The sequence below is a fragment of the Mycobacterium sp. PTI7 genome (genome assembly GCF_056679845.1).
The window spans coordinates 3,856,555-3,881,366 of record NZ_CM155252.1 but is presented as its reverse complement, the minus strand read 5'-3'; the positions used below and the strand labels follow the sequence as shown (position 1 = coordinate 3,881,366).

The following is a 24,812-nucleotide window of genomic DNA, read 5'->3' as shown; positions in this document are numbered from 1 at the left end:
GTTACCGCACGTCGGCCGCGGACAACGCGTCATCGGTGGCGCCGTCGTGGTGGATGCGGCCGCCGGTGTCCGCGAGCGGCCGGCCGGTACCGCCCCAGCGGCGCGCCACGATCTCGCCGATGATCGACACCGCCGTCTCCTCGGGCGTGCGGGCGCCGAGGTCGAGACCGATGGGGCTGGACAGCCGGTCGAGTTCGGAGTCGGTCAGCCCGACGTCGCGCAGCCGGTGGACGCGGTCGTCATGCGTGGGCCGCGAACCCATGGCGCCGACGTAGCCGACGTCGAGCCGCAGGGCCACCTCGAGAACGGGCACGTCGAACTTCGGGTCGTGCGTGAGCACGCAGATCGCCGTGCGGCCGTCCAGCTCCCCGCGGTCGGCCTGATCGCGCAGATAGCGGTGCGGCCAGTCCACGACCACCTCGTCGGCGGTGGGGAAGCGGGCCGGGGTGGCAAACACCGGACGGGCATCGCACACCGTCACCCGGTAGCCGAGGAGCGCGGCCTGCCGCACCAGCGACGCGGCGAAGTCGATGGCGCCGAAGACGATCATGCGGGGTCGCGGCGCATGGCCGGCCACGAAGACCTCCATGCCCTCGCCCTGGCGTTCGCCGTCGGGCCCGTAGGTCAGCACGTCGGTCCGGCCGGCGCCCAGCAGGCCCCTGGCGTCGTCGGCGACCGCGGCGTCCGCACGGCCCGAGCCCAGGGTGCCCGCGACCGCGTCGGTGCCGACGACGAGCCGGCGGCCGATCCACGCGGGGTCCGGATGGGCGATGACGACGGCAACGGCGACCGGCCGGTGCGCGTCGATGTCGGCGGCCACGTCCTCGAGTTCGGGGAAGGTCGCCCGCGACACGGGCTCGGCGAAGATGTCGATGATGCCGCCGCACGTGAGGCCGACGGCGAACGCGTCGTCGTCGGTGATGCCGTAGCGCTGCAGTTCCGGTCGGCCGGTGCGCACCACGTCGGCGGACAGTTCGTAGACCGCCGCCTCGACGCAGCCGCCCGAGACGGAACCCGCGACGGTGCCGTCCGGGGCCACCACCATCGCGGCGCCGGGCGCCCGCGGTGCGGACTTGATGGTGCGGACCACGGTCGCCAGACCCGCCGTGCCCCCGGCCCGCCAGATCGCGAGCAGCTCCTCCATGACGTCGCGCACAGCAGAAGTCTAGGTGTGCGGGGGCGACTCCGCGCCGAGAGTTCTGAGCGGGTGCACAGCGGCCGGCGGGGTCGCGCGTCCCGGCTTCACCGCCGCGGCTTTGTACTCTCGGTCTGGGATCCGATCATTCGAAGGGAATCATTCGTGAATCTGCCCGTCCTGGGGGAGCTGCCGCTGTCGGGCTTCGCGCACGTCTGGTTTTTCCTGTTCCTGTTGGTGATCGCCGGTCTGGTGGTCCTGTACTTCTCGATCCTGCGCAGCAAGTCGCGGCGTCTGGCCCGCTTCGCGAGCACGGACATGATCGTCAGCGTCTCCCCGACCCCGCAGAGCCGGTGGCGTCACGTGCCGGCCGTGCTGGTGGCGCTGGCGCTGGTGTTCTTCACCATCGCGATGGCGGGGCCGTCGCTCGACCGCAAGATCCCGCGCAACCGCGCCGTCGTCATGCTCGTCATGGACGTCTCGACGTCGATGAACGCCACCGACGTCCCGCCGAACCGGCTGAAGGCGTCGCAGGAGGCGGCCAAGAAGTTCGCCGACGAACTCACCCCCGGTGTGAACCTGGGTCTGATCACGTTCGCCGCCAACCCCACGATGCTCAGCTCGCCGACCACCAACCACGACGCCACCAAGGCCGCCATCGACAAGATGCAGGTGGCCGAGCGCACCGCCACCGGTGAGGCGATCTTCGCTGCACTACAGGCGATCTCCACCGTCGGAGCGGTCATCGGAGGCGGCGACGGCCCGCCGCCGGCCCGCATCGTGCTCTTCTCGGACGGCAAGGAGACCACCCCGTCCAACCCCAACAACCCGCGTGGCGCGTTCACGGCCGCGCGCGCCGGCAAGGATCAGGGCATCCCGATCTCGACGATCGCCTTCGGCACCCCCGACGGGAAGGTCGAGGTCGACGGTGCGCAGGTCGACGTGCCCGTCGACGACACCACCATGAAGGAAGTCGCGCAGCTGTCGGGCGGCACCGCCTACCGGGCCGAGGACCTCGCGGAGCTGAACGAGGTCTTCCGTTCGCTGCAGGACCAGATCGGCTACGAAACGGTCCGCGGCGACGCCAGTGCGGGATGGTTGCGGCTCGGTGCTCTCGCGTTGGCCATCGCGGCCATCTCGGCCCTGCTCATCAACCGGCGGCTACCGCTGTAGTCGGCCGGTTTCGCTGCGCGCCGCCGGGGGTATCAGGTGTCCGCCCCACACTGGCGGAAGGACGACACCATGGTTTCCCACACTGCAGCGCGTACCGAGGTTCCGGCATCCGAGGCGGTCGCCTCGACCGGCCTGCTGTTGATGTTCGCCGCTGTGATCGGCGTGGTCATGGGGGTCTCGCTGTTCGGCATGGGCTCGGCCGCCGCCGCCACCGCAGTGGTCGTCGCCGCGCTGCTCAGCTTCGCCGCCAGCCTGGTCTGCTTCACCGTCGACGCGCGCCGCATCGAGGCCGCCGAGGCCGCGCTGCCGTTCCCCAGCATGCTGCGCTGACCCCACCCGACCCGCCGCGGTCACGCAGTACGGTCACGACGTGACCGCGCCCAACCGTATCCGATCGCTCCTCGGCGTCCGCTACCCGGTGGTGCAGGCGCCCATGACCTACATCGCCCGCGCGGAACTCGCCGCCGCCGTGTCCGAGGCCGGTGGCCTCGGCATGATCGAGACGCTGACCCCGCAGGGACGCGCCGATCTGCTCCGCGTTCGCGACCTCACCGACCGTCCCGTCGCCGCCAACCTGATGATCCAGGGGTGGAAGCGGGACCCGTCGATCGTCGACGTGCTGTCGCACGCGGGCGTCCGCCACGTGTTCACCTCTGCGGGCGATCCGGCACTCTTCACCGCGCGACTCCACGACGCCGGGATGACGGTGGTCCACGTCGTCGGCTCGCTGCGGGCTGCGGCGAAGGCGGCCGATGCCGGCGTCGACGCCCTGGTGGTGGAGGGTGTCGAGGGCGGTGGATTCAAGTCCGCGCTCGGCGCGTCCACCATGGTGCTCCTGCCGCTGATCGCCGGGTCGGTCGAGCTGCCGATCATCGCCGCCGGCGGCATGTGCGACTCCCGTTCTGCGGCAGCCGCTCTGGTGCTCGGTGCCGATGGCGTGCAGATGGGCACCCGCATGCTGGCGAGCGTGGAGGCGTCGGTGCACGCGAACTTCAAGGACGCGATCATCGCGGCGGACGATGCGGGCACGGTGCTCCTCGAGGTGCCGGGGAACCCGACGATGCGCGTGCTGCGCACCGGTCTGGCGGCCAGGGTGTCGGCGGGCGAACCGGGCGCCGCCCTGCTCGGCCGGATCGAGGCGCTCTACTTCGAGGGCGATCTGGACGCCAGCGTCGCCAACACCGGCCAGGTGTCGTCGCGCATCGTCGACCTGCTGCCGGTGGCGGACATCGTGCGTGGCACGTGGGAGAACATCGAGGCGGAGCTGGACCGCGCGCGGGCGCGGCTCGGCTGAGTCAGTCACTCACCTTCTGCCACAGGCAGTTTCCGCTCATGTCGATGTCCAGCAGGCGGGGTATCACCTCGAGGTCGAGCCGCTCGCCGGCGCCGCCCTCGTCGATGCGCGGCGGACCGTCGACCTTGCCGTAGGTGACCGAGACCTGCTCCGCACGGCAGCGGTCGCCGTCCGACAGCGGGACCGCCGTCCACCGACCGGGCTCGAGCAGCGGGTTCTGAACGGCTCCGCCCCGCAGCGTCATCGGGCGCCCGGGGCTCACCCAGCGGTCACTGAACGGGTAGGGATCCGACACCGTCTGCCACCGACCGTCGGTGCACCGCAGCGGCGTCTTCGCGCCCGCCGGCAGCGTCATCGCACCGGACACCTCGGGGGTGCAGGACGCATTCGGTTGCGGCACCGCGGGTTCGGCGCCGGCAACCGGGACACACACCAGCGTCGACGCGGCGGCCACGGTTACGACAGTCGACCAGCGCATGGCTACACCTTCGTGAGGTCGGTCTTCATCAGCATGACGTTGTACTCCGACCACAGCGAGAGATTCCAGTACAGATCGGTGCCCGTGCCCATCGTCGACGACGACCACGGGTGCATCATCGGCGCGTAGATGCCGCCGGGCTGCTGGGTCATCAGGACCTTCGCCTCCGACCACGCGCCCTCGGGGGTGTCGGACGTGCGCAGGACGATGTTGTTGGACTGGTCGCCGTAGAGCGTGACGAACTTCTTGAGCTGCTTGTTGTACTGCACCGAGAACTCGCTGACCTGGCTGCCGGCCTTGGTCGCCCCGCAGGCGCCGGCCTCCGTGCCGCCGAAGACGGCGGTCGCCTTGGCGGGCTGGTTCTTGTACCAGCCGGCGGGGGTGGCGCCCCAGCCGAACCATCCGCCGGCGACGCCCTTGCTGTAGTACTCGTACTTCGACACGTCCAGGATGTCCTTCTCCGCAACGCGGGAGAGGTATGCCGCACCCTGGCGCCCGTTCGGCGTGCCGTACGAGTAGACGTAGCCGTCGCCCGGACGCACCAGCGCGGCCTGCTGGAAGTTGGCGTTGCCGCTGTAGGGGTCGTTCATCCGCACGGACTGCGGTGCCACGTACCAGTTCTCGCCGTTGTCGGTCGAGTAGGCCATCGCCGAGTAGTTGGTCGACCACTGGCCGGCGGCGCCCCACTGCTTGACAGACATGAAGCTCAGGTACTGCGTGGCGCCGAACTGGGTGCCCGGCGTCGGCACCGAGATGCCCGCGGTCGGGATCAGGGTGACGCCGGCGGGCAGGCCCGCGGGCAGCCGTTCGGGCAGGATGATCTGGCGGGCGTAGGTCTCCTGCCAGAGCGGCGATCCGCCGAACATGTTGCCGTTCAGCCACTGTCCGTCGGGCACGCTCAAGCCGTCGGCGAGTGTCAGGTCCGAGCTGCGGAACAGCGTGTTCAGCCGCCAGGTGCCCGTCATGTTCGGTCCGCCAAACGTGTCGCCGAACGCGATCAGCACCTGGTGCTCGTTGATGGGGGTGGTCGGATCGTCGGGAATCCCGTTGTCCCACATGGTTCCGACGTCGGTGCCCCAGATGCCGTAGCGCTGGAAGGTGTTGTTCGGCTGGAAGTTGCCGGTGACCCAGTCGACGAAGTTGGTCGACGTGCTGACCTGCGCGCCGGGCACGGGGTAGCCCGGCCGGGCCGGCACCGCGGCGGCCGCGAGGGTGGCCATCCGCGCCGCGAACGCGACGCTGGTGGTCTGAACCGTGGCGGCGGGGTTGGTGATGCCCAGCGCGTTGGTCACGGTCGAGACGAAGTTGTCGATCTCGCGGCGGGCGAAGGCCAGCAGCGTCCAGGCCAGCGGCGGCTCGGCGGGCGTGTTCGGCATGCTGCCCGCCAGCGGTCCCGCGAGCCAGTTGACCACGCCCGAGACGACCCCGGAGACCATGTTCGCGACCGCGGCGAGCGGGTTGGGTGCGGGGGTCTCGACGGGTGCGATCAGCGACGAGGTGCGCGCCGTCGGCGCGGTGGGATCGGCGTCGGTGACGACCACCCGTGCGGGTTGCGTCGTGGCCGTCGTGTCGTTCGAGGCCTTGTTCGCCGTCGCGGTGGTGGCCTGCTTGGCCGTGGTGGTCGGCTTCGCGACCGGAGTGGCGTCTGCCGTCGCCGGGGTGACGCTCGGCTTCGTCGACGCCGTCTCGGAGTTGTTCGACGGTGCGGCGGGCTTGGGCGTGGCGGTCTGCTCGGTGGTCGGTTCCGGGTCGGGCTTCGGGGTCGGATCGGCGGCGGGCTCCGGCGTGGCGGTCGGTGCCGTCGGCTCCGCGCTCGCGGTGGGCTCGACGCTCGGCTTGGTGGTCGGTTCAGCGGCCGCGGCGCCGGCCGAGGAGCCGGTGTTGGTCTGCGCGCTCACGGTGCCGGACGGCACGGTGTTGGACGTCGCGGTGGTCGACGTTCCGGTGTTGGACGTCGTACCCGAGGACGTGCCGGTCGACCCGCTGGACGTGGTCGACGCCGTGCCGGTCGAGGTCGTGGAGGTCCCGGTCGACGCACCCGCAGACCCCGTACCCGTCGAGCCCGCCCCGGTGGAGCCCGTGCCCGTCGACGAGGTCGAGCCGGACGACGAGTCGGAGGAGTTGGACGACGAGTCCGATCCGCCGTCGTCGGCGAGCGCGACGCCCTGCCCGGTGACCAGCGCACTGCCTACGCCGAGTGCGACGGCCAATCCGCCGACGCGGCCAATGTATCTACCAGCACCCATGTCGTCCCCTTGCTCAGACCGAGATGTCACCCCCCACGTACGAGTGAATCGCACGACCCAGGAGGTTGGTGAGCAAACGCCAGAATCGCCCCAACTATCACTCGCGCTGTCTGTCGTCCCGAGTGTGGGGAGCGTTACCGGTCGGGGATCGACCCCGTCTCAGTCGAGTCGGCGCAGCGCCTCGTCGTACATGTCGAAGGCCTCGGACAGCCCGTCGCCCACCCACGCGTCGACGATCCCGACGCGGTCGGCGACCAGCTGGACCTGCGTGGCCCACACCTGGAAGCCCTGGTCGGTGCGCAGCGCGTCGACCTGCTCCGTGGTGCCCTGGATGAGGATGAAGCCACCCAGCTCCGTGCTCTGCGGCCGCAGGATCGCGGTGTCGAAGCGCTCGATGCGGCCCTCCTCGCGCAGGGTGTCGAGGTATCCGGTGAGGGACTCCTTGAGCAGCGCGAGTGCCTGCTGCTCGCGACCGCGGGTGGGGATGCCCCACGCCACCCAGATTCCTGCCTCGGACATCAGCGCCTCCTCTGCCGACGAACATATCGGCGCGGCGACGCTTCTCCCGGTCCGACACTCGGGTGGGCTCGTGATCAGGCGCTGACGAACGTGGACCTTCCGTCGACGAATCGGCTCGCGGGCAACGGAAGGTCGACGTTCGTGGGCTCGACCGGCGAGGCCCGAGCGTGACACCGTGACTGCCATGCCCCCACCGCCGCTCGCGATCGCCGACCTCTATCACGTCGGACTCGTCGTCCCGGACATCGACGAGGCGACGAGTCGTCTGACGTCGGTCAGCGGCTACAACTGGACGAAGCCGGTGGAGGCCGAGCTGTCGGTGACCACCCGCGACGGCGACCACGAGATGCCGTTCCGCTTCGTCTACTCGATCGAGGCGCCGCACCTCGAGATCATCCAGGAGGTGCCGGGCACCCTCTGGACCGCCGATCCCGCGCGGGCTGCCCACCACCTGGGGTACTGGACCGACGACCTGACAACCAGTTGCAGGGCACTCGAAGCCGCCGGCTACCGGCTCGAGGCCAGGCCCACCGGAGACGTCCTCAGCTCCTTCGCATACCTCGTCGACGACGCCGGCATCCGCATCGAACTGGTCGACCGCACGCTCTTCCCCGACTGGCCCGGTTTCCTGGCGATGATCGCCGCCTGAACGGGTCGGGTCAGGTCACGACCAACGTGACCGTTGCGACGGCACTTTCAAGGGTGCCGTCGCTGACCTTGTAGGTGAACGAGTCCGTTCCGGTGTAGCCGGCGTTGGGTCGGTAGGAGAACCCCCGGTTCACCGTGTCGAAGAAGAAGGTTCCGTTCTGGGGGCCGCTGACCACCGTCCCCGTCAGCGCGTCGCCGTCGACGTCGGATGACCTGTTGCCCAACGCAAATGCCACGAACGTGTCCTTCGCGATGGGAATGGTGTCGTTGTTGATCACCGGTGCATCGTTCACGGCGGTCACGTTGATGGTCACCGTCGTGAAGGCAGTCTCGGCAGCCCCGTCGCTCGCCCTGTAGGTGAACGTGTCCGTGCCGTTGAGATTGGGTCCCGGCGTATAGGTGAAGGATCCGTCCGAGTTGAGTTCGAGAGAGCCGCGGGTGGGCCTGGTTCCGATGCTCACGACGGTCAACGTCTGGCCGTTGGCGTCGGTGTCGTTGGCGAGGAGTCCCGGGCCGCCCACGGTCAGGACCGTGTCCTCGTTGACGGTGTAGGAATCCGGGTTGCCGACCGGCGCAACGTTGTTGGGATCAGCGGTGACGGTGACCGTCGCGGTGCCCTGGCTGGTGGCGGTGCCGTCGCTCACGGTGTATCGGAACGAGTCCGTGCCGATGAACCCGGAGTTCGGGGTGTAGGTGAAGGTGCCGGTCGAGAGCACCCCGGAGAGTGTGCCGTTGGCAGGGCTGAAGATCTCGGTGAGGCGGAGGAAGGGCCCGTCGGAGTCGGTGTCGTTGGCCAGCAGGCCCGGCGCGCTGACGGTCAGGGTGCCGTTTCCAGTAACGGTGTAGCTGTCGTTCACGGCGGTGGGCGCGTCGTTGACGGGGGTGATCGTGATGGTCACTGTCGCAACGTTGCTCGTCGCGCCGGCGACGTCCTTCACCGTGTAGGTGAAGCCGTCCGCCGTGGCCTCGCCGCCGTTGTCGGCGTAGGTGACCGTGCCGTTCGGACCTACCGTGACGGTGCCCGCCGTGGGCTGCCGGACGATGACGACGGTGGCGCTGTCCACGGTGCCGTCGGCGTCGGTGTCGTTGGTGATCAACGTGATGGTGGTGGTGCCGCCCTCGGCGACGGTCGCGGTGTCGTTCACGGCGACGGGCGCGTCGTTGACCGGCGTCACCGTCATGGTCACCGTGGCAACGTTGCTCGTCGCGCCGGCGGCGTCCTTCACAATGTAGGCGAAACTGTCGGTCCTTGCCTCGCTGCCGTTGTTGGCATACGTGACAGTGCCGTTCGCGTTGACCGTGACGGTGCCCGAGGTGGGTTGCCGGGTGATGACGACCGTCGCGGCGACGATGTTGCCGTCGGCGTCGGTGTCGTTGGTGACCACGGCGATGGTCGTGGAGCCGCCCTCGGCGACGGTGGCGGTGTCGTCCACGGCGACCGGCGGGGTGTTGACGGCCGTGATCGTCACGGTCACGGTGGCAGCGTTGCCGGCGGCGCCACTCGCGTCCTTGACGGTGTAGGTGAAGCTGTCGGTGGTCGCCGTGGCGCCGGTCGAGGTGTAGGCGACGGTGCCGTTGGGGTTGACGGTGACGGTTCCCGCGGTGGGCTGTCCGACGATGACGACCGTGGCCGGATTGACGGCGTCGTCGACGTCGGAGTCGTTGGCGAGGAGCGCGATGGTGGTAGTGCCGCCGACGGAGACGGTGGCGGTGTCGCCGACGGCGACCGGGGCGTCGTTCACCGCGGTGATCGTCATCGTCACGGTCGCTTCATTGCTGAGCGCGCCGGTGTTGTCCTTGACCTTGTAGGCGAAGCCATCGGTCCTCGCCTCGCTGCCGTTGTTGGCGTAGGTAACAGTGCCGTTGGCGTTGACGGTCGCGGTTCCTGCCGTGGGCTGCCGGGTGATGACGACGGTGGTGACGTCCACGGTGCCGTTGGCGTCGGTGTCGTTGTTGGTCACCGTGATGTTGGTGGTACCACCCTCGGCGACGGTGGCGGCGTCGTTCACGGCGACCGGCGGTGTGTTGAGCGCGGCGGTGGTGGATGAGATCAAGACCGTGCTGGAGTCGCCGGTGGCGACCTGGGTGTAAACAACTCCGGCCGGTAGCGCCGGGATGTTGAGCTGCCCGCTTGCGTTCCCCCCGACAGCCACGGCGGTGCCGTCGGAGCGCAGCAGCACTGTGTGATACGAGCGGGCGTCGACCTGGGTGTAGGTCACCCCGGCGGTCAGGGCCGGGATGTTGGTTTGTCCGTCGCCGTTGTCTCCGAAGGCGACGGCGGTGCCGTCGGAGCGCAGCAGAACAGTGAAATAGGCGCCAGCGGTGACTTGGGTATATACGACTCCGGCAGGCAGCGCCGGGATGTTGTTCTGCCCCTGGGCGTTGTAGCCGACGCCGACGGCCATGCCGTCGGAGCGCAGCAGCACGGTGTGAAAGCGGCCGGCGGCGACCTCAGTATAGCGGAGCCCGGCTGGCGGCGCCGGGATCGTGGTCTGCCCAAAGGCGTTGTAGCCGACGGCGACCGCCGTGCCATCGGACCGCAGGAGCACGGTGTGGTCGTCGCCCGCGGCGACCTGAGTGTAGGTGAGCCCGGCCGGCGGCGCGGGGGTGTTGAGCTGTCCGAAGAAGTTGCTCCCAACGGTGACGACGGTGCCGTCGGAGCGCAGTAGCACGGTGTGATATTGCCCAACGGAGACTTGGGTGTAGGCGAGCCCGGCGGGCAGCGTCGGGATGTTTCCTTGTCCGCTGTTGTTGTAGCCGGCGGCGACGGCGGTGCCGTCGGACCGCAGCAACACTGTGTGGTAGAGGCCGACGTCCACCGACGTGTAGATCACCCCAGCGGGCAGGGCCGGGATGTCGTTCTGCAAGTAGCGGGGGTTGCCGATTGCGGTGACGTTGTTGGCGGTGCCGATCACCAAGGTTGTGGTGGCGGCGGCGCCGTCGTTGTCGGTGACGGTCAGGGTGACCGGCACCTGAGCGCCTGGGTTGGCGCTGGCCCAGGTGGGATCGACGGTCACCCGGAGCGTGCTGGCGGACAGTCGGGTGGCGGTAATCGGGACAGTGCTGCTGACGGTGGTCGTCAGTGCGTCGCCGTCGATGTCGGTGGCGGGGGCCGACACCACCCAGGTGTTGCCGACTCCGGGCGTGGAGGTGACCTGTCCGAAGACGGGGGCGCCGTCGTTGACCGCACTTACGGTGATGGTGGCAGTGGCGGTCGAGCCGCCGTTGACGGTGTACGTGAAGGTGTCGGTGCCGTTGAAGTTGGCATTCGGCGTGTAGCTCACGGTCGTGCCGGTGAAGGTGACCGTGCCATTGGCGGGTTGGGTTACGGCGGTGATGGTCTTGGGTCCGGCGTCGACGTCGGTGTCATTGGTCAATACGTCGATCAGTGTCGTGCCGCTGTCCTCGGCCACGGTGGCGGTGTCTCCGACCAGGACTGGTGAGTCGTCGACCGCGGTCACGGTGACGGTGACGGTGCCGGTAGAGGTGCCGTTGACGGTGTACGTGAAGGTGTCGGTGCCGGCGAAGTTGGCATTCGGGGTGTAGCTGACGGTGGTGCCGGTGAAGGTGACGCTGCCACCGGTGGGCTGAGTGACGCCGGTGATCGTCGTGGGCCCGCCGTCGACGTCGGTGTCGTTGGCCAGGACGTCGATCTGCGTCGTGCCGCTGTCCTCGGTGACGGCGGCGGTGTCGCTCACTGCCCCCGGGCCGTCGTCGACGGCCGTCACGGTGACGGTGACGGTGGCCGTGCCGGCGAGCGATCCGTCGGTCGCGGTGTAGGTGAAGCTGTCGGTGCCGGAATAGTTGGCGTTCGGGGTGTAGGTGACCCCCGACGCGGTGAATGTCGTCGTGCCGTTGGTCGCCTGCGTGACTCCGGTGACCGCCAGCGGGTTCCCGTTGGCGTCGGTGTCGTTGCCGAGCACGGCGATGGTGACGGGGGTGTCCTCGAGGGTGGCGCTGTCGTCGCCGTTGATCACCGGCGCGACGTTGACCCGGTTGAGCGTCACGGCGACGGTGCCCGTGGCGCTGGTGGGGCTGAAGGACAGCGGGATGCCGAAGAAGGTAGGCCGCGCGCCGGCGTCACTCACCGTGTACGTGAAGGTGTCGGTGCCGCCGGTCAGTGCGTAGGCGTCGTCAGGGTCGTAGGTGAAGGTGCCGGTGGCCTGGTCGATGGAGACGGTGCCGCGGGCGGGTCCACCGACGGTGCCTCGCGCGGGCACGGTGAAGGTCAGTGGGTCGCCGTCGGCGTCGGTGGCACCGAAGGCAATGGGTGCGCTCACCGCGTCGGGGAGCGCCAGGCTGACGGTGACTTCCTGGTTGGGTGCCGTCGGCGTGGAGTTCGTGAAGGTGCGTTGGAATTCCCTACGCACCCAACCCAATACGGCCCACAGCAGCGAAGGCTGGGCCGGCGAAGTCGGAACGCCGCCGAAGAAGGGCGTCAGCACCGCGTTGATCAGCGTGGTGATGATCGACACCGGCACCGCCAGCAGCGCGCTGAGCGGGTCCAGCGCAGGAGCGGCTGGCGCGAGTGCCGCGGTCGTGACCGCGAAGGTCTCCGGCTGAGCCAGGGATTGAACGCGCGACGTGGAGGGCTGCGGCGCGGACGCTGTCATCTGGATGCTGCGTGACGACTCTGCGACGGTGCGGTCGGCGATCGACGGCGACGACCCCGCCAGTGCTGGAACGGCGACGACCGCGGGGGCGGGTGCGTCGTTCGAGGTGGTCGAGGGAGTCTCTGCAGCAGTCGCCTTCGCCGGCTCGGGCGAGGCGTCGGTTGCAGGTGGCTCGACCACGATCTCGACTGGTTCGGAGGCCGGTTCGGGCACCGGAAGCGGCGCGGACGACGGTTCGGTGGGGGTGCTCGTCGACGTGCTGGAGCCGGTGTTCGTCTGGGCGCTGACGGTACTCGCGGGCGCACCGTCGTCCGGGTCCTGCGATCCGGTCGCGGTGGTGTTCGCCGGGGACTCCGCCGTGGTGACCTTCGGTGGTTCGACGTCCGTGCCCGCGGTCGCGGTTCCCGTGGTCCCCGGATCGCCGGCGGTGGACTGTTGCGACGACGACGCGCTCACCGACCCGTTGGATCCGTCACCGTCGTCGGCGAGTGCCGTCTGCGGGAAGGCGACGACGCTGCCGACTCCCAGCACGACGGCCAATGCTCCGACACGACCGATGTAGCGGCTGACACCCATGAACACGACTCCGATTGCGAGACTGGCTAAATACAACTCGCGAGCCACGCTGACGTCGCTGACAATATCTACCCTGGCGTAAGTACCTTTGGCAAGGCTCTGATGCGTATTGGAGTAGGCAATCAGCAAAGTGCAGTAGTCCGGATGGCCGGAACGCCCGGATCTACGTAGTCGCCTTGCCGGCAAACACCACCCTCAGCGCAGCGACACGGTGACCGGCCCGCCCTTTGGGTCGACGCGGTCGAGGATGCCTGCGGGCACCCGGAAGGCGCGTCCGGGCGACGCCGCCCAGGGCAGCGTTCGGCGACCGACCACCCGCCCGTCCTGCCGCGCGACCAACCGGGGCACGCGGATCAGCGTGTCGGTCCACAGCAGCAGGCGGTTGCGCGCCGGGGCGCCGTCTCCGGGCCGGACGATGCCGGGGGTGATCCAGCGCAGCGGCGGTTCGGTCTGCAGGCGAACCCCGGCGACCGGCGCCGGGACTCCGCGGAGATGCTCGCGCACCGCCGACGCGACGTGCCGTCCGTCGAGCGCGGCGACGTCGGCGGTGTCGACCGGGTGTAGCAGGTTTCCGACGGCGAACACGCCGGGCCTGCTGGTGCGCAGCGCCGTGTCGGTCAGCGGTCCCAACGTGTCGGCGTCCATGTCGAGGCCTGCGCTGCGGGCCAGTTCGTGGTCGGGGACCCAGTCGCCGGTGAGGACCAGCGTGTCGCAGTCGACGATGCGTCGTCGTCCGGTGTCGAGGTGCTCGATCTCGACGGCCCGCAGGGCGGGCTTGCCGATGATGCGGGTGACCCGCGTCCGGGTGGCGATCTCGACGCCCACGAGCGGCGAGCGGCCGGCGAGGTTGAACACGGCGTACGACTCGGGGGAGGGGTACGTCGTGGTCATCAGCGCCGTTTCGCACCCCGCGTGGCGGAGCGTGAGAACCGCGGAGTAGCTGACGAGTTCGGCCCCGACGATCACCGCCCGCCGCCCGACCGTGCGCCGTTGGACGTGAACGAGGTTCTGCAGGTGCCCCGTGGTGTAGACCCCGGAGCCGCGGTCGCCGGGGATGAGCCGCGCCGAGCGCGGCCGCTCGCGGGCGCCGGTGGCGAGGACGACGGCGCGGGCTGCGATCGTCTGGCGTCCCGCGGGTGAGGTCACGTCGAGTGTCGTGTCGCCCGCCCAGCCGGTCACCATCGCGCGGGTGCGGACGTCGGCGCCTTCGGCGGTCGCCACGTCGACGAGCCTGCGCGCGTAGGCGGGTCCGCCGATGAACGTCTTCATGTCGCGCATGCCGTACCCGAGATGGTCGCTGTGGCGCGGGATCCCGCCGGCGGTGGCCTCGCGTTCGAGGACGACGACGTCGAGGTCCGGTGCGAGTGCGGCGGCCGCGGTCAGGCCGGCGGGGCCGCCACCGACGATCGCGACGTCCACGGTGTCGGTCATCGCGCCGCGACCTCCCGGTCGAGGAGCGCCTGCACCTCGGCGCCGCAGTAGAAGCCCTGGCACCGGCCGTTCATCACGCGGGTACGGCGCCGCAGGCCCTCGAGACCGACGGCCGGGATCGGCGACCGGCACGCGTCCCGCAGTTCTCCCGCGGTCACGCGTTCGCAGAAGCACACGATGGTCCCGTACTCCTCATCGGCGGCGATCCGGACCTCGTCCTGGTACGGACGGGTGAACGCCTCGCCCAGATTGGGCATGCGCGGCGGCGCCGGCAGGTCGGCGCGCGGGGTCATCGTCAGGCCGGCCTCGACCAGCATGGCGCGGACGTGTTCGGCGATCGCCATGCCGGCCGTGAGGCCCGTCGACCGGATGCCGCCGACGAGCAGATACCGTTGCGCCACATCGGCTTCGATGAGGTAGTCGCCGTGGTCGATCGCCGCCCGCAGTCCCGTGTAGGTGGCGGTGACCTCCTCTTGCAGAAGTCGCGGCATCAGCGCGCGTCCCTTCTCGAGGAGGAAGTCGAGGCCCTTCGCCGTGGTCGCCGTGGCGCCGCGATCGTCGATGTCCTCCGACGTGGGGCCGAGCATCACGTTGCCGTAGATGGTGGGGCTGACGAGGACGCCCTTGCCCCGCGACGTCGGCACGGGCAGCACGATCTTGTCGACGAGTGGGCGGGCGAGCTTGTCGTAGACGATGAGTTCGCCGCGCCGCGGCGTCACGGTGAACCGCTCGTGACCGAACAGCGCGTCGACGTGATCGGCGCCCAGGCCCGCGGCGTTGACCACCCACCGCGCACTGACGTCACCGGCCCCGGTGTGCAGGGTGGTGGTCTCGTCTCCGCCGTCGATGCCCGTGACGCGGTGGCCGGTCAGCAGCGCCGCACCGCGGGTGACGGCGTCGGTGGCGAGTGCCAGGTTGACCGTCCACGTACAGATGATCGACTCGTCGGGCACCGTCAGTCCGCCGAGGACGCCGTCGCCCAGGTCGGGCACGGCGGTGTACACCGTTGCGCCGTCGACGATCTCGCAGCGGTGGTAGCCGTTGGCCGCCGCCTTGTCGCGCAGCTTCGGCAGCGCGGCCAGCTGCTCGTCGTCCCAGGCCACCAGGATGGCGCCGGTGTGCTCGATGGGGATGCCGGTCGGCTCGGCGTACGCGGAGAGCAGCTGGTAGCCCCGGCTCACCATGGCCGACTCCAGTGTGCCCGGTGTGGCGTCGAAGCCGGTGTGCAGGATCGCGGTGTTGGCCTTGCTGGTGCCGTCGCCCACGTCGTCGCGCGCCTCGAGGAGCGCGACGCTCAGATCGTGTCCGGACAGCTCGCGGGCGATCGCGGACCCGACGATGCCGGCTCCGATGACGACGACGTCGTAGTGGCGGTTCACGACGTCTCCCCGAAGGTGGTGTCGGCGAGGGCTCGCCACGAGGATCGGAACTCGACGGCCCGGTCGGCATCCCAGACCGGCTCGTACGACGACGACGGCGACCAGGTCGCGACCACGTCGCGCAGTGCCGTGCCGGGGCGCAGGCTCAGGTCGGCGAGTGCTGCTGCGCCGAGCGCGGTGGCGTGCGGCGACGGGTAGACGTCGACGGGTATCTGCACGACGTCGGCGACGGCCTGCATCAGCGCGGTCGACCGGGTGAGACCGCCGTCGGCGCGCAACCGGGTCAGCGGTTCGGCGCCGTCTCCGACCGCCGTCACCAACTCGCCGATCTGTGCGGCGATGCCCTGCAGCAGGGCAAGCACCAGATGGCCGCGATCGCTGGACAGCGTCATGCCCGAGAACGCCGCGGTCGCACCGGCTTCCCACCACGGTGCGGCGAGTCCCGCGAGGGCGGGCACGCACAGCACGCCACCGCTGTCACCCGCTGCGACGGCGTCGAGGTCCTCCGCGCCGGAGATGACGCCGAGCGAGGCGAGCCAGCGGACCGCCGACGCCGCCGTGTACACCTGGCCGTCGACGCAGTACGTGTTCTCCCCGCCGACCCGCCAGGCGACCGACGTCGTCAGCCCCGAGTCCGACAGCATCGGGACGCCGCCGGTGTTGGCGAGCAGGAAGGCACCGGTGCCGAACGTGCACTTGGCCATCCCCGGCTCGATGCAGGACTCGGCGAGCAGGGCCGCCTGCTGGTCGACGACGATGCCGCCGACGGGTACCTCGGCGCCGAATGCCGACGTCGCGCCCACGACGGCGTCGTTGGCGGCGACGCGGGGGAGGGTCTCGCAGTCGAGTCCGAAGATGGCGAGAAGGTCTCGGCTCCAGTCGTTCTCGCCGAGGCCGAACACCAGCGACCGGCTGGCCGTCGTCACGTCGGTGACGAACTCGCCGGTCAGTCGATGCAGCAGCCAGGTATCCGACGTGGTCACCACGCCGTCGCGTTCCACGTTGCGACGCAGCCACGCCATCTTCGGCGCCGAGAAGTACGGATCGAGGACCAGGCCGGTCCGCGACGCCAGCTCCTCGGCGTGCTCGGACACTGCGGCACAGAGGGATTCGGCGCGCCGGTCCTGCCACACGATCGCCGGGGTGAGGGGCCGTCCGGTGTCCGGATCCCAGACCAGGACGGTCTCACCCTGGTTGGCCAGCGACATTACGTCGACGGGTCGGCCGGCCTGCGCGATGGCGGCGCGACCCGCCTCGAGTACGGAGTCGAGCAGTTCCTGGGGATCCTGCTCGACCCCGCCGCCGTCGAGGTACCGGGGGTGCACCGGCACCTCGGCCACGCCGCAGACCCCGCGCTCGGGGTCGACGACGATGGCCTTGGTGCCGGAGGTGCCCTGGTCGATGGCGAGCACCGTCATGTGTCGAGCCTTCCGAGCGGAGGGGTTTCGGCGGTTCGCGGGTCCGTAGCCGCCGACAGGACGACACCGCCTGACTCGCGGATGGCCGCCGCAACGGCTGGCGACGTGCACTCTTCGGTGATGAAACCGCTGACCGAGCCCAGGTCGCACACGCGGTGCGGCCCGATCCGTCCGAGCTTCGAGGAGTCGGCCAGGATGTAGCTCGCCGCGCTGTTGGCGATGATGGTGCGCCGGACGTCGACCTCGTCGAGGTGATAGTCCGTGAGGCCCGCGACGGCGTCGACGCCACCGGACCCGATGAACGCGACGTCCGGGTAGACGTCCGCGAAGAGCGAGCGCGCGTGGGCGTTGGAGCACGCCAGGTCGCCGCCGCGCACCCGGCCACCCGACACCAGCACGTCCACGTCGCGCCGGCCGGCGAGTTCGACGGCCACCAGGAGCGACGGGGTGATCACCGTGCCGCGGAACGACGCTGGGATGGCGCGGGCCACCTCAACGGCGGTGGTGCCGATGTCGATCGCCACGGTCTGGCCGGGTTCGAGCAGTGCAACGGCCACGCGTGCCAGCTGGGTCTTCGCCTGCTGGCGGATGACGGTGCGTTCGACGAAGGACGGCTCCTCGACGCTGCCGCGCCGCAGGATGCTGGCCGCACCCCCGTGCACCCGACGCAGAGCGCCGCGCTCCTCGAGCAGGGCGAGGTCGCGGCGCACCGTCTCGGCCGACACCCCGAGTCGGTTGACCAGTTCGTCGGTGCTGACGGTGTGTGCGCCGTTGACCAGACCGACGATGGCGTCGTGTCGGGCGACGGGGAGCATCAGGACACCTTCTGTGGATTGATGACCGTGGATGACTGCAATTGTGTGATGGTGACCGGCCGCCGTCAACCCGACCCGGTGCAGGGCGCGTAACGGTCGACGGCGGGCGACGACTATCAGGGCATGGGGATCAGAACCGGGTTGATGGTCGTTGCGCTGGCGTGCGGCGTGATCGTGCAGGTGCCACCGTCGGCCACGGCCGCGCCGGGGTGCGGGGTCGACCTCGCGGCACCCGAGATCGCCCGGGCCGTCCGCACGCTGCCTCCGTATCCGGGAACGGACTGGAGGTGGAGCGCCGAGTCCGTGCTCGGCAACTACGACCGCTGCGCGACGCTGTCCACGGCGCTCGTCTCGGTGGCGGGAGGAACGGGCAGCTCGCCTATCACGGCGCTGATGTTCCACGACGGCGAGTACCTCGGTACGGCGACCTACCAGGCGTACGGCTTCACGTCGCTCGATGCGGCCCGCACCACCGACGACACCGTCGTCCTGAACTACAAGACGCCGGGGGCGTGCAACGCGTGTGCGCCGGCGGCCGTCACCAGCGTGCGCTACCGGTGGCAGGACGACCACGTCGAGATGCTCGATCCGGCGCCGCCGTCCTGAGAGCGTTTAGCGAGGTGGGAAACCGGCGATCCGTGCCGCATGGATCAGCAGAGCACGCCGCCCGCCACGCCCAAGGACGCCACCGAGGCGACCGCGGAGCAGCGCGAACTGCAGGACGAACTGGATCATCAGAAGGGCGAGGATCCCGACGGACCGGGCCTGCAGCAGAGCAGGCATCAGGTCGCCGACGAGACCTAGGTTCCGGTCTTCGGGCCCCGAGGTCGACGCGCGGTGAGAAACGCCCGCGCTGCTACCCTTTTCACCGCGTCACCTGCCTCCCTAGCTCAGTGGTAGAGCAACGCTCTTGTAAAGCGTAGGTCGTCGGTTCAATCCCGACGGGGGGCTCCCGTCACGGCCGGGCGACCGGCCGGAACCTAGTCGTCGTGCTCGATGACGCGCTGCGAGGTCACCGGCCGCGGCATCGATCGGCGCCCCGACCGCCGGCCCGGCAGCGGGATGCGGTCGGCGATGGTGCTCAGCGGGTTGACCACCTGGCTGAGCGTGATGACGGCTTCGTGCAGGGCATCGATCGTCGGTGCGAGTGCTTCGAGGCCGGGCGCCAGCCGGTTGAGGGTGTCGGCGACGGTGGCCAGCTTGAGCAGCGGCCCGTCTTCGGCGGTGATCGTGTCGAGCAGCCCGCCCTCCGCGAGCAGCTTGTCGGCCACGCCGTCCTCGCGCAGCACCCGCTCGATGAGCCCGTCGTTGGCCAGCAGCTGGTCGGCGAGTCCGCCCGGGGCGATCACCCGGGACAGCGCCCCGTCGTCGGTGGTCATCCGATCCAGCAGGCCGCCCTCGGCGGTCACCTGGTCGACGAGGCCACCGGGTGCGAGCGCCCGGGACACGGCACCGGTGTCGGCGGTCAGCCGGTCCAGCAGGCCACCCTCGGCGGTCAGCTGGTCGACGATCCCGCCGGGTCGCAGCAACCGGTTGAGCGGGCCGTCCGGTGCGAGCGCCCGGCCCAGTGGTGCGTCGTCGTCCATCAGGCGGGCCAGGCGGTTGGCGCGGTCGACGGCCTCGTCGAGGCCCAGCATCTTTGCCATGGACGTCGTGCCGCCGATCGGGGCGGACGCCTCGGCCAGTCCCTGCTGCACGGACCTGATGGTGGCCCCGGCGATGCCGAGTCCTGCGTCGGCGACGGCCAGGCCCAGGCGGGCCGGGGCGGTGGCCAGGTCGAACACGGTTTTGCCGAAGCTCATGACACGAGTCTATGACCGTGGTCACAGACTCGTCACCGGGCCTTGGTCGCCGGACGGCAGCGTCAGCTGAGAAGATTCACAGGAAGCTCACAGTGCCTGTGCAGTCACCTTTACAGCAACACAGAGGACATTGAACCCATGGCAATGCCAGCACTCACACCCGAGTCCATCCCCGAAGCCAGGGTCCTCGTCGTCGACGACGAGACGAACATCGTCGAGTTGCTCTCGGTGAGCCTGAAGTTCCAGGGCTTCGAGGTGCACACGGCATCGAGCGGTCCTGCGGCGCTCGACAAGGCCCGCGAGATCAAGCCCGACGCGGTGATCCTCGACGTGATGATGCCCGGCATGGACGGCTTCGGCGTGCTGCGTCGCCTCCGCGCCGACGGCATCGACGCTCCGGCGCTGTTCCTCACCGCGCGAGACACGTTGCAGGACAAGATCACCGGGCTTACGCTGGGCGGTGACGACTACGTCACCAAGCCGTTCAGCCTCGAAGAGGTGGTGGCCCGGTTGCGCGTGATCCTCCGTCGCACGGGACGCGGCGTCGAGGAGGTGCGCACCGCCAGGCTGTCGTTCGCCGACATCGAACTCGACGAGGACACCCACGAGGTGTGGAAGGCCGGCGAGCCCGTGTCGCTGTCGCCGACCGAGTTCACGCTGCTGCGGTACTTCATCATCAACGCGGGAACCGTGCTGTCGAAGCCGAAGATCCTCGACCACGTGTGGCGCTACGACTTCGGCGGCGACGTCAACGTGGTGGAGTCGTACGTCTCCTACCTGCGGCGCAAGATCGACACCGGCGACAAGCGGCTGCTGCACACGTTGCGCGGGGTGGGTTACGTCCTCCGCGAGCCGCGGTGATGAGCGCTTGCGCGAAGAACGCGGGCACGGTGAGCGCCTGCGCGAAGAACGTGGAGCCATGATCGGTCCCGCGCTGGTCGCTCGGCGCTCACACTAGGGCCGTGGCGATTCAACACGGGCGGGGCGTTCCCCTGCGGGTCGGGTTGGTGGCGGCGACCCTCGTCCTGGTGACCTTCGGCCTGCTCGCGTCCGGCATCGCCGTGACGTCGATAATGCGGCACAGCTTGGTCAACCGGGTCGACCAGACGCTGCTCGACGCGTCCCGCGGCTGGGCGCAGGCTCCCCGCCGCATGCCGACCAACCCGCTCGAGGGACCGAACCCGGGCCGTCCGCCGACCGACTTCTACGTCCGCGGCATCGATCCCGACGGCCGGGTGTGGATGGCCGTCAACGACCGCGACGCCGAACCGTCCCTGCCCGACGACAACGACGTGGGTCCCGAGCCGGTGACCGTCGGGTCGATGAACGACTCGGGCGTCGAGTGGCGGGCGATGACCGTCCGCGGTCCGAGCGGCGAGCGGACGACGGTGGCGATCGACCTGTCCGAGGTGCAGTCGACGATGCGGGCGCTGGCCTGGTCGCAGGTCGGCATCGGCGCCGCGGTGCTGCTGGTGCTCGGGATCGCCGGCTACGCGGTGGTGCACCGGAGTCTGCGCCCGCTGGTGGAGGTGGAGCAGACCGCGGCGGCGATCGCGGCGGGCCAACTGGATCGGCGCGTTCCGCAGCGGGATCCGCGCACCGAGGTGGGCCGACTGTCGTTGGCGCTCAACGGGATGTTGGCGCAGATCCAACGCGCGGTTGCGTCGTCGGAGGCGTCGGCCGAACGCGCCCGCACCTCCGAGGACCGCATGCGCCGCTTCATCACCGACGCCAGCCACGAGCTGCGGACGCCGTTGACCACGATTCGCGGGTTCGCCGAGTTGTACCGCCAGGGCGCCGCGCGGGACATGGAGATGCTGATGAACCGCATCGAGAGCGAAGCGCGGCGGATGGGGCTCCTGGTGGAGGATCTGCTACTGCTGGCCCGGCTCGACGCGCAGCGCCCGCTCGAGCACAACCGCGTCGACCTGCTCGCACTCGCCAGCGACGCCGTCCACGACGCGCAATCCGTGGCGCCGAAGCGGTCGATCACGATGGAGGTCTTCGACGGACCCGGCACGCCCGAGGTGCTCGGTGACGAGGCGCGGCTGCGGCAGGTGCTCGGCAACCTGGTGGCCAACGCGCTGCAGCACACGCCGGATTCTGCGCAGATCTCGGTACGAGTGGGCACCGACGGCGACAACGCCGTGCTCGAGGTCTGCGACGAGGGACCGGGGATGAGCCGCGAGGACGCCCAGCGGGTGTTCGAGCGCTTCTATCGGACCGACTCGTCGCGCACCCGGACCAGCGGCGGTACGGGTCTGGGCCTGTCCATCGTCGACTCGCTCGTGTACGCGCACGGCGGGACCGTCAGCGTCACCACCGCGCCGGGGCAGGGGTGCCGTTTCCGGGTGTGCCTGCCGCGCATCGCGGAGGTGCCGGTTCCCGTCGCCTGAGGCGGCGGGGCTCAGTCGAGTTCGGCGAGCGCGGCCGTGATCTTAGCCTGCGCCTCGTCGAGCGACTCCGGCGACGGGTTGCGGTCGACCGAGGCGAATCCGAAGTCCGCGAGGTCGCGCGCGGGGAACACGTGGACGTGCAGGTGCGGCACCTCGAGGCCGGCGATGATGAGCCCGGACCTCTCGGTGTCGAACGCCTTCGACACTGCCTTGCCGATGCGCTGCGCCACCGCCATCACGCGGGCGAACGCCTCGGGTTCGACGTCCTGCCAGTTGTCGATCTCGGCGCGGGGCACCACCAGGGTGTGGCCGGGGGTCATCGGTTCGATCGTCAGGAATCCCACGACCGCGTCGTCCTCGTAGACGAAGCGGCCGGGGATCTCCCGGTTGATGATCTTGGTGAAGATGGACGCCATGGCCCGAGCCTAGCGGCGCGCGGGACGTCACGATCCGCGGATGAACCCGTCCAGCTCGTCGATGGTCCACGGTGGCTCGTCCACGTGTCCGCGGTAGGCGAGGAAGGCGGGCGTCGGCCGGTCGAACCGTCCGACGAAATTACCTGCGGCAATGAGGATCTGGCCCGTGACGTCGCGGGCGCGGTCGCTGACCAGGTAGGCGTAGGTGGGCGCGACGTATTCCGGGGGCGCGGCGTCCAGTGCGCCCTGTCTGCTGACGTCGTCGAGCAGGCCGCGGCGGTGCAGCGCCTCGATGTGCTGCTCGTAGTCGGAGCCGGTGGACAGCCGCGTCCTCGCGCCGGGGCACACCACGTTGGCCCGCACGCCGTGCTCGCGCAGCTCGGCGGCGATGGCGAGCGTCAAACCGTTCACCCCGCCCTTGCCTGCCGGGTAACCGGTGCCGCCGTAGTCCCCGAGGAAGGCGAACGAACTGGTGTTGACGATCGCGCCGCCGCCCTGGGCGACCATCCGCGGTGCGGCGGCTCGGCACGTCTCGAACGCCGTCAGCAGGTGGGCGTCGAGGAGGTCGCGGAACTGTGCGGACGTCACGTCCAGGATCGACGAGCCCGCGGGTTCCGCCGTGCCCGCGCAGTTCACCAGTGCGTCGATGGTGCCGAACTCCGCGACGCAGGTCTCGACGAGTGCGTCGGCGACCCCTGCGTCGGCGGGGGAGCCAGCGACCCCGACTGCGCCACCGCGGATCCGGGTGACCGCCTCGGCCACGGCGTCGCCGTCGCGGCCGTTGACCACGACGCCGTAGCCGAGTGTGCCGAGGAGTTCGGCGACGGCGAGTCCCACACCGCGGGACCCGCCGACGACGACTGCGCCGGTCAGCCGGCGTCCTGCTGGCCGAACGTCATCGCGTCCATGTTCCAGTAGCCGCGCAGGTTGGTGATCAAGCCCGCGCCGTTCACCCGGTAGGTGAACACCCCGCGGACGGTCGCGGTGAACCCGTTCGGAAACACGGTGTGCAGCACCAGGATGTAGGCGATCTCGGTCGGTGAACTCGACGGGAACGTCTCCTGGCACGTCACGGTGAGCGTGTTGGGGCCGATGTTGGCGTCGTAGAACGCCGCCAACGCCTCCTTGCCGCGCACCCCCGTGCCGTCCGGGTTGGTGACCGCCTCGCCGATCGGATCCTCGACCACGACGTCGTCGGCCATCAGGGCCAACCAGCCGTCGCGGTCACCCGATTGCACGCAGCGCCACGATGCCCGTGACGCTGCGACGACGGGGGAGTCGACGTCGGTGTCGGCCTGGGACTCGGTGTCGGTGGAGCCGGTCACGCGACTACCGGTCGGCGTCGGTGTAGCGGATGACACCGCGGATGTTGCGGCCCTCCAGCATGTCCGAGTAGCCGTCGTTGATCTGCTCGAGGGAGTACTCGCGCGTGATCATGTCGTCGAGGTTGAGCCTGCCCGCCTTGTACATCGACAGCAGCTGCGGGATGTCGAAGTGCGGGTTGCCGCCACCGAAGATGGTGCCCTGGATGCGCTTCTGCATCAGGGTCAGCATCGCCAGGTTCAGCGACACGTTGGTGTCGAGCAGGCTGCCGATGGCCGTGAGGACCGTCGTGCCGCCCTTCGCGGTGAGGTTGACGTACGTGTCGACGTCGCTGCCCTTCAGCTCACCGACGGTGACGATGACCTGCTTGGCCATCAGACCGTGGGTGGCCTCGGCGATGCCGGCGAACGCGGAGTCCGTGTCCGGATAGGCATGCGTGGCACCGAACTTCAGAGCCGCGTCGCGCTTCCACTCGACCGGCTCGATGACGAACAGGTGGCGGGCGCCGGCGTTGACCGCGCCCTGCACCGCCGACATGCCGACGCCGCCGACGCCGATCACCAGGACGTCGTCACCCGGGCGGATGTCGCCGGCCTTGACGGCCGAGCCGTAGCCCGTCGTCACGCCGCAGCCGACCAGGCAGGCCACCTCGAACGGGATCGACGGATCGATCTTCACGACCGAACTCTTGTGGACCACCATGTACGGGCTGAACGTGCCGAGCAGCGTCATCGGGAAGACCGGTTCGCCGTTGGCGGTGATGCGGTGGGTGCCGTCGGAGACCGCCTGGCCGCCGAGCAGGCCGGCGCCCAGGTCGCAGAGGTTGCGCAGACCGGCCTGACAGGACGGGCACTCGCCGCACGACGGGATGAACGACAGCACGACGTGATCGCCGACCGCGACGTTCTCCACGCCGGGTCCGATCTCGGTGACGATGCCCGCGCCCTCGTGGCCGCCGAGAACGGGGAAGCCGGCCATCGGGATGTCTCCGGTCACCAGGTGGTGGTCGGAATGGCACATGCCCGACGCTTCCATCTGGATCTTGACCTCGTCCTTGACGGGGTCGCCGATCTCGATCTCCTCGATCGACCACGGCTTGTTGAACTCCCAGATGAGAGCACCCTTTGTCTTCATTGGTACGTGCCTTCCG

The 24,812-nt window shown here is 69.9% G+C and carries 22 protein-coding genes and 1 tRNA gene; 9 read left to right on the top strand and 14 right to left on the bottom strand.

The genetic code is table 11. The annotated features are described in order from the left end of the window. Position 1: 1 nt before the first annotated feature. Complete coding sequence (locus tag AC1MEY_RS18665; protein ID WP_480226917.1) at positions 2–1,156, bottom strand: XdhC family protein; 1,155 nt, start codon at positions 1,154–1,156, stop codon at positions 2–4. Positions 1,157–1,300: 144 nt separating this feature from the next. Here AC1MEY_RS18665 and AC1MEY_RS18660 point away from each other — a divergent pair, with 144 nt between their 5' ends. The 3 genes from AC1MEY_RS18660 (at position 1,301) to AC1MEY_RS18650 (ending at position 3,602) form a co-directional block, all read left to right on the top strand. Next, complete coding sequence (locus AC1MEY_RS18660) at positions 1,301–2,308, top strand: VWA domain-containing protein (protein ID WP_480226916.1); 1,008 nt, start codon at positions 1,301–1,303, stop codon at positions 2,306–2,308. 69 nt (positions 2,309–2,377) lie between these two features. Next, positions 2,378–2,638, top strand: coding sequence for a hypothetical protein (locus AC1MEY_RS18655; protein ID WP_480226915.1), 261 nt, complete (start codon positions 2,378–2,380; stop codon positions 2,636–2,638). 40 nt (positions 2,639–2,678) lie between these two features. Continuing rightward, complete coding sequence (locus tag AC1MEY_RS18650) at positions 2,679–3,602, top strand: NAD(P)H-dependent flavin oxidoreductase (RefSeq protein ID WP_480226914.1); 924 nt, start codon at positions 2,679–2,681, stop codon at positions 3,600–3,602. 1 nt (position 3,603) lies between these two features. On the opposite strand, the gene AC1MEY_RS18645 is transcribed toward AC1MEY_RS18650, so the two are convergent. The 3 genes from AC1MEY_RS18645 to AC1MEY_RS18635 form a co-directional block, all read right to left on the bottom strand. Further along, complete coding sequence (locus AC1MEY_RS18645) at positions 3,604–4,080, bottom strand: hypothetical protein (protein WP_480226913.1); 477 nt, start codon at positions 4,078–4,080, stop codon at positions 3,604–3,606. A 2-nt stretch (positions 4,081–4,082) separates the two neighbouring features. Next, the gene (locus tag AC1MEY_RS18640) at positions 4,083–6,326 is read right to left on the bottom strand and encodes a DUF4185 domain-containing protein (RefSeq protein ID WP_480226912.1); all 2,244 of its coding nucleotides are present in this window, start codon (positions 6,324–6,326) and stop codon (positions 4,083–4,085) included. 159 nt (positions 6,327–6,485) lie between these two features. Continuing rightward, positions 6,486–6,845, bottom strand: a complete 360-nt coding sequence (locus tag AC1MEY_RS18635; protein WP_480226911.1) for a hypothetical protein — start codon at positions 6,843–6,845, stop codon at positions 6,486–6,488. Between the two features lie 184 nt (positions 6,846–7,029). On the opposite strand from AC1MEY_RS18635, the gene AC1MEY_RS18630 reads away from it, so the two are divergent. Then, positions 7,030–7,494, top strand: a complete 465-nt coding sequence (locus tag AC1MEY_RS18630) for a VOC family protein (RefSeq protein WP_480231556.1) — start codon at positions 7,030–7,032, stop codon at positions 7,492–7,494. Positions 7,495–7,504: 10 nt separating this feature from the next. On the opposite strand, the gene AC1MEY_RS18625 is transcribed toward AC1MEY_RS18630, so the two are convergent. The 5 genes from AC1MEY_RS18625 to AC1MEY_RS18605 all read right to left on the bottom strand — a co-directional run bounded on the left by AC1MEY_RS18625 (position 7,505) and on the right by AC1MEY_RS18605 (position 17,725). Next, the gene (locus tag AC1MEY_RS18625) at positions 7,505–12,811 is read right to left on the bottom strand and encodes an Ig-like domain-containing protein (RefSeq protein ID WP_480226910.1); all 5,307 of its coding nucleotides are present in this window, start codon (positions 12,809–12,811) and stop codon (positions 7,505–7,507) included. Positions 12,812–12,877: 66 nt separating this feature from the next. Beyond that, positions 12,878–14,113 (bottom strand): NAD(P)/FAD-dependent oxidoreductase, encoded by a 1,236-nt coding sequence (locus AC1MEY_RS18620; protein ID WP_480226909.1) that lies wholly within the window; start codon positions 14,111–14,113, stop codon positions 12,878–12,880. Then, positions 14,110–15,492: an FAD-dependent oxidoreductase gene (locus tag AC1MEY_RS18615; protein ID WP_480226908.1), complete on the bottom strand. Its 1,383-nt coding sequence runs from the start codon at positions 15,490–15,492 to the stop codon at positions 14,110–14,112. Before AC1MEY_RS18615 ends, AC1MEY_RS18620 begins: the two co-directional genes overlap by 4 nt. After that, positions 15,489–16,910: an FGGY family carbohydrate kinase gene (locus tag AC1MEY_RS18610; RefSeq protein WP_480226907.1), complete on the bottom strand. Its 1,422-nt coding sequence runs from the start codon at positions 16,908–16,910 to the stop codon at positions 15,489–15,491. Before AC1MEY_RS18610 ends, AC1MEY_RS18615 begins: the two co-directional genes overlap by 4 nt. Then, positions 16,907–17,725, bottom strand: coding sequence for a DeoR/GlpR family DNA-binding transcription regulator (locus AC1MEY_RS18605; RefSeq protein ID WP_480226906.1), 819 nt, complete (start codon positions 17,723–17,725; stop codon positions 16,907–16,909). Before AC1MEY_RS18605 ends, AC1MEY_RS18610 begins: the two co-directional genes overlap by 4 nt. A gap of 123 nt (positions 17,726–17,848) precedes the next feature. Between AC1MEY_RS18605 and AC1MEY_RS18600 the strand changes: the two genes are divergently transcribed. The 3 genes from AC1MEY_RS18600 to AC1MEY_RS18590 all read left to right on the top strand — a co-directional run bounded on the left by AC1MEY_RS18600 (position 17,849) and on the right by AC1MEY_RS18590 (position 18,676). Next, complete coding sequence (locus tag AC1MEY_RS18600; RefSeq protein ID WP_480226905.1) at positions 17,849–18,331, top strand: LppP/LprE family lipoprotein; 483 nt, start codon at positions 17,849–17,851, stop codon at positions 18,329–18,331. Between the two features lie 39 nt (positions 18,332–18,370). Then, a complete protein-coding gene (locus AC1MEY_RS18595) occupies positions 18,371–18,529 on the top strand; it encodes a hypothetical protein (RefSeq protein ID WP_480226904.1) in 159 nt (52 codons plus the stop codon). Positions 18,530–18,604: 75 nt separating this feature from the next. Then, positions 18,605–18,676: transfer RNA gene (locus AC1MEY_RS18590), tRNA-Thr, on the top strand. A gap of 29 nt (positions 18,677–18,705) precedes the next feature. Here AC1MEY_RS18590 and AC1MEY_RS18585 read toward each other — a convergent pair. Continuing rightward, positions 18,706–19,527, bottom strand: coding sequence for a hypothetical protein (locus AC1MEY_RS18585; protein ID WP_480226903.1), 822 nt, complete (start codon positions 19,525–19,527; stop codon positions 18,706–18,708). A 138-nt stretch (positions 19,528–19,665) separates the two neighbouring features. Here AC1MEY_RS18585 and AC1MEY_RS18580 point away from each other — a divergent pair, with 138 nt between their 5' ends. Beyond that, a complete protein-coding gene (locus AC1MEY_RS18580; RefSeq protein ID WP_480226902.1) occupies positions 19,666–20,388 on the top strand; it encodes a response regulator transcription factor in 723 nt (240 codons plus the stop codon). A 101-nt stretch (positions 20,389–20,489) separates the two neighbouring features. After that, positions 20,490–21,923 (top strand): sensor histidine kinase, encoded by a 1,434-nt coding sequence (locus AC1MEY_RS18575; protein ID WP_480226901.1) that lies wholly within the window; start codon positions 20,490–20,492, stop codon positions 21,921–21,923. 11 nt (positions 21,924–21,934) lie between these two features. Here the strand turns inward: AC1MEY_RS18575 and AC1MEY_RS18570 are convergent, their stop codons facing one another. From AC1MEY_RS18570 to AC1MEY_RS18555, 4 genes are read right to left on the bottom strand one after another with little or no spacing between them, the layout of a single operon-like run. Then, the gene (locus tag AC1MEY_RS18570; RefSeq protein ID WP_480226900.1) at positions 21,935–22,339 is read right to left on the bottom strand and encodes an HIT family protein; all 405 of its coding nucleotides are present in this window, start codon (positions 22,337–22,339) and stop codon (positions 21,935–21,937) included. A gap of 27 nt (positions 22,340–22,366) precedes the next feature. Beyond that, positions 22,367–23,176, bottom strand: a complete 810-nt coding sequence (locus AC1MEY_RS18565) for an SDR family NAD(P)-dependent oxidoreductase (protein ID WP_480226899.1) — start codon at positions 23,174–23,176, stop codon at positions 22,367–22,369. A 32-nt stretch (positions 23,177–23,208) separates the two neighbouring features. Further along, positions 23,209–23,664 carry a nuclear transport factor 2 family protein gene (locus AC1MEY_RS18560; protein WP_480226898.1) on the bottom strand — a complete coding sequence of 152 codons (456 nt, stop codon included), beginning with the start codon at positions 23,662–23,664 and terminating at the stop codon, positions 23,209–23,211. Positions 23,665–23,668: 4 nt separating this feature from the next. Next, the gene (locus AC1MEY_RS18555; RefSeq protein WP_480226897.1) at positions 23,669–24,796 is read right to left on the bottom strand and encodes an NDMA-dependent alcohol dehydrogenase; all 1,128 of its coding nucleotides are present in this window, start codon (positions 24,794–24,796) and stop codon (positions 23,669–23,671) included. Between the last annotated feature and the right edge of the window lie 16 nt (positions 24,797–24,812).